This window comes from Kitasatospora sp. NPDC059747, from assembly GCF_042732955.1.
Lineage (GTDB): Bacteria > Actinomycetota > Actinomycetes > Streptomycetales > Streptomycetaceae > Kitasatospora.
In genome coordinates this window covers 1-4,185 of record NZ_JBHWGV010000030.1, presented here as the reverse complement: position 1 = coordinate 4,185, position 4,185 = coordinate 1, and the positions used below count along the sequence as shown (strand labels likewise).

Genomic DNA, 4,185 nt, shown 5'->3' with positions numbered 1-4,185 from the left:
GCCACCCGGCCGCGCCCCCCCCACCTCGCCGCCGAGGGATCCGGCGCCTCGGGGCGGGGGGGGCGCCTCAGCCGTTTTCGGCGGGGCCGGGGGGGCGCCCCCCCCCCGCCCCCACCGGTTTTGGGCTCGGAGGAGATCCCGCTTCAGACCTGCTCGAAGTGGAACGCCTTGATGAAGCAGTCGCGGGGCTGGCCGACCGCGAAGAGGACGCACTGCACGAGGGACTGTGCGGTGAGGGCGTCCTCGGCCCCGCGCGGTGTGGTCTCCCACTCCTCGGCGAGGGGGTCGGGGTTGGCGAAGTCGGGAGGGTAGAGGGAGATCACCCGAACCCCCTGGGGCCGCAGGCGCTTGGAGAGGATGTCGACGAACCCTGCCTGGGCGCTCTTGGCCGCGTAGAAGGCGTCGTGCGCGTCCGACCGGTGATGCCCCGCGGTGCCGCAGGCGGAGACCATGGTCACCACATCCGGCTTGTCCGAGTTGAGCAGGAGGGGGAGGAAGCTCTTCACGGTCAGGACGGTGCCGGTGGCGCCCGAGGCGATCGTGTCGACGACCTCGGCATCGGAGGCGGACAGGAGGTCCGGGCCTTCGAGGTAGCGGGAGCCGTTGTTGATCAGCACGTCGACGTGGTCGGTGTGCCGGCCGACTCCGGCAGCGAAGCCGCGGATCGAGGCGGGGTCCGTCAGGTCGCAGGCAAAGGCGTGGACGCGCTGGTGCCCTCGGTCACGAATCTCGTCGCGGACCCGCTCGGCGGCGGCGAGAGTGCGCGCGGACAGGAACACCTCGGCGCCCAGGTCCGCGAGACGAATGGCCAAGGTACGTCCGAAATCCCGGCCGGCAGCGGTGATGACCACTCGGTGGTCGTCGAATCTCATGTCAGTGCTCCTGGCTGGCGGATCGGGTGTTGCGGTGGCGGCAGTTCCTGCCGGCCATGCGTCCAGGCTTGCCGACGCACAGCGGTGTCACATCCTCCTGGACGGCCGGAGCCATCCCCTCGCCGGGGGAGACCGGGGGCGTCGATGACGGTCCTGGCCCGCCGCTACGATCTGCTCGGTTCGCTGCGCGAAGGGCGCGGCGCAGGGCGGGGGAGCGGGCGTTGGCCGAGGTGGACGAGGGCGCGGGGCAGAAGTGGTACCGGCGGCCCCGGTTGGTGATTCCGGCTGCCGCGGCGGTGGCGCTGCTGCTCGTCGGCGGCTCGGTGTGGGCGCTGTCCGGTGCGGACGGCGTGACGCCGACGGCCGTGGCGACCGCGAGTGCGAGCCCGACTGCTGTCCCGACTGCCGTCCCGACTGCTGTCCCGACTGTGACGGCCACGGTGGCAGCCACGCCGACGCCGAGTCCGACCGAGGCGCCACCGTCGCCGCAGCCGTCCGCCACGGAGACGGCGACCCCCACGGCGGAACCCACGAGCGACGCTCCGGCCCCCGCCGCGAAGAAGCCGACGAGCACCCCGGCAGCGCACCCCAGGACGGCCGACACCCCCGCACCGAAGCCGAAGCCCCAGGACCCGAAGCCCCCGGCCGCCCAGGACCCCCACACCATCCCGCCCGTGCCCTGCACCGTCTGCTCGACGACCCCGCAGCCCGGCTCGGGCGACTGCTACCCGCGCGGGGCCGCCCAGGTCATGGTCTGCGGCCCGGTCCAGACCGGCATCCCGATCCCGCGCCCCCCGGCCCCGGCCTTCACCCCGGGCTCCGTGCACTGAGACGGGAACTCGGGGCGAGAGCGCGGTCCGCGCCCAGCATGGCTTGCATCGAACTCTCGATCTGAATTCCTTCCGATCGAGCCATCGCCGTTAACTCAATTAGATCCGCCCTCGCTCCATCAGCGATGCGCAATTGAGTTAGTCAATTTTCCTCCCAGGGCCCTCCAGGAAACCCCAGGGATCACAAGAGATCATGTACACCCCATGCCCTCCGGCTTCAATCCCCGGCGCACCGCAGCCATGTTGCCTGTGGGCCAGGGCGGTGAATTTGTGATCATCCTCGATTACCGTGACGTGCCCTCGGGAAGTGCCCGGCCCGGTCGGGACATCAACGCCATCCGAGCGCCGCGTTAGACAGTGGGTCGAATTGGCCTGTGATCCATATTTAAAAGTTTGCAAATGGAGAGGTCTCGTTGAAATACCAATCGACGCCTCTCCATTGCATTGCGCGCCACCCGGCATCATCTGCGCGGATCATAAGCGACCCGTAGCTCCATTAGGGGATCGGGCCTCTGGCGATAGTCTATGCCGCCGGGATCGTTGCGATCGTCACTTCCCCGTCCATCAGGCATTCGATGAGAATGGGGCTACCGAGTGGGTAAATCCAAAAGTGCGGACCGCCAGCATCGAGGATCTCCCGTGCGTGCCGGATAGCCGATTCTGCCGGAATAGTCACAGTCGGCAGCACTAGATTTCCCCAGAAAATGACGACATGTGCTCCGCGTTCAGCGAAGGGAGAAAGCAGATCCGATGCCATCCGCACCCAGCCCTCCTCATCGTCCCACCAGATGCGATCATCATATGAAGCGGATTCCCAGTCAAGAGCCGCACTAAAGGTTGAAGGGAATCTATTGAGGCTCAATGCCTCCAGTTCTCGACTCTCGGCCAGAGTCAGCTTTACGACCTGCCGCCCATCGTCATCCTTTGAATTTTCCATGAAGGTCGGAAGGAGATCCGGCCGACTTGCATACTCATTCTTATTCGTCATTTTGGATTGCTTTCAGCCAAGGGGCAACGGTACTGGATGGCCATCTGATGGCGTATTTCTTGACGCCGGCACCCTTTCCTGTCATCACATTGATGTGTGCACCCTTTTTTGGGTCTACATCCAAGCGAAACTCCCTGTAGTCGCCACCACTTCTTCTGGTAAATCCAGTCACGTTTCCAAAGGTTTCGACTGCACTCTCCAGGCGCCCGATGAGAGTTATCCGCGTGCCCGGATCAAGTGTTCCCACGATGTCCAACCCAGTGTTCCGGGCTGCCTCGAAATAGTCCCTGTCGAGGGTAATTTCGCTCCTCGGCTTCTCCGGATCGCATGAACAGGTCTCCGAGTGACCCTTGATCGAGCCGCCGCAGTTGTGCACAAGTATCGGCGCAGTGCCCGCCAGCACATAGTACGTGTGGAGGTTGGCGACGGTCAGGTTGTGGGCGGCCTGAGGCGCCGTGGTGTAGGTGCGGGTTGCGAGCAGGGCGACCAGGTCATGGTCCGGGGTTTCGAGTTGGTGGCCGACCTGCAGGTCCTGGGCGTCGGCCCAGGTCTTGGCCGTGTCGTCCCAGTACGGGTGGTGGGCGGTGGAGACTAGAGTTGTGTTTGCCTGCGGGGAAGTCTTCCCGCTGGAGGTGGAGAGGGTCAGTTCGGTGAACTGGGTGTCGTCGGGGGTGACGATTTTGGCAGTGACGGGTTCGGGCGAGGCCTTGCCGGTCTGAGGGTCGGTGGCCGTGACGGTATCGTCGGGCCTGATGTCGCCGATGGCCTTGGTGGTTCCGTCGGCCATCAGGACTGGTGTATCGGGTGGGAAGCTGTTCTTGCAGGGGCCGCTTGCTCCTTCGAATCTCTCGCCGACCTTGTGCGCTACCACTGCTATAAGGACCAAGCCAGTGATTTCTCCGGCCGTGTACTCGCCCTGGCCGTTTTTGACCTGGTCGACCATCTGCCTGGCGGTGTCGAGCAGTCCCATGTCGTTCTTGATTATCGCCACAACCGGGATTGAATTGAAAGCATCGACAGCGAGCGACTTGCAGGCCTGCCCGTCCCCGGTGATGCACCCCTTGGCGTCCTTGTATGACTGGGTCGTGCTATCGATAGCACCCTTGATGACGTGCTTGAAGCCCTTGTAGAACTCGCTTTCGTCGTGGATGACCGCCATGGGCTTCGATACACCGGGGTGCTTGGTGATCTGGGCCTTGACCCACTGGTTGGTGACGTTCTGGGTGTCGTCCTTGAAGGTTTCGTAGTACCGGCGTTGGACGTCGCTCTGGACGTAGCTGCTGGTTTCGGCGGTGTTGTTGAGGGTGATGGTGCCGCCGTGGCAGTCGTACAGCTGGCCGCATTCCTCGGCCTTGAGGCCGCTGGGGTCGCTGAGGTTCTGCGGGTCGTTGTTGCTGTAAGCGTAGGCGTTCCACTGCTGCGGGTCGCCTGTGTCTAGCAGGGGATCCGGGTTGAGGAAGCGGCCGGTGGTGGGCTGGTATTCGCGGGCGCCGAG

General features: G+C 64.9%; 4 protein-coding genes. 1 reads left to right on the top strand and 3 read right to left on the bottom strand.

The genetic code is table 11. From position 1 onward, the window contains the following. Positions 1-143 precede the first annotated feature (143 nt). Positions 144-872, bottom strand: a complete 729-nt coding sequence (locus tag ACFV4G_RS15670) for an SDR family oxidoreductase (RefSeq protein WP_380440476.1) — start codon at positions 870-872, stop codon at positions 144-146. A gap of 221 nt (positions 873-1,093) precedes the next feature. Here ACFV4G_RS15670 and ACFV4G_RS15665 point away from each other — a divergent pair, with 221 nt between their 5' ends. Continuing rightward, positions 1,094-1,702, top strand: coding sequence for a hypothetical protein (locus tag ACFV4G_RS15665; protein WP_380440474.1), 609 nt, complete (start codon positions 1,094-1,096; stop codon positions 1,700-1,702). 523 nt (positions 1,703-2,225) lie between these two features. On the opposite strand, the gene ACFV4G_RS15660 is transcribed toward ACFV4G_RS15665, so the two are convergent. Both ACFV4G_RS15660 and ACFV4G_RS15655 read right to left on the bottom strand, forming a co-directional pair. Continuing rightward, entirely contained in the window at positions 2,226-2,690 is a 465-nt protein-coding gene (locus tag ACFV4G_RS15660; RefSeq protein WP_380440472.1) for a hypothetical protein, read from the bottom strand. Then, positions 2,680-4,185: polymorphic toxin-type HINT domain-containing protein (locus tag ACFV4G_RS15655; protein WP_380440470.1), on the bottom strand; the 1,506-nt coding region annotated here is incomplete at its 5' end. The genes ACFV4G_RS15655 and ACFV4G_RS15660, both read right to left, overlap by 11 nt.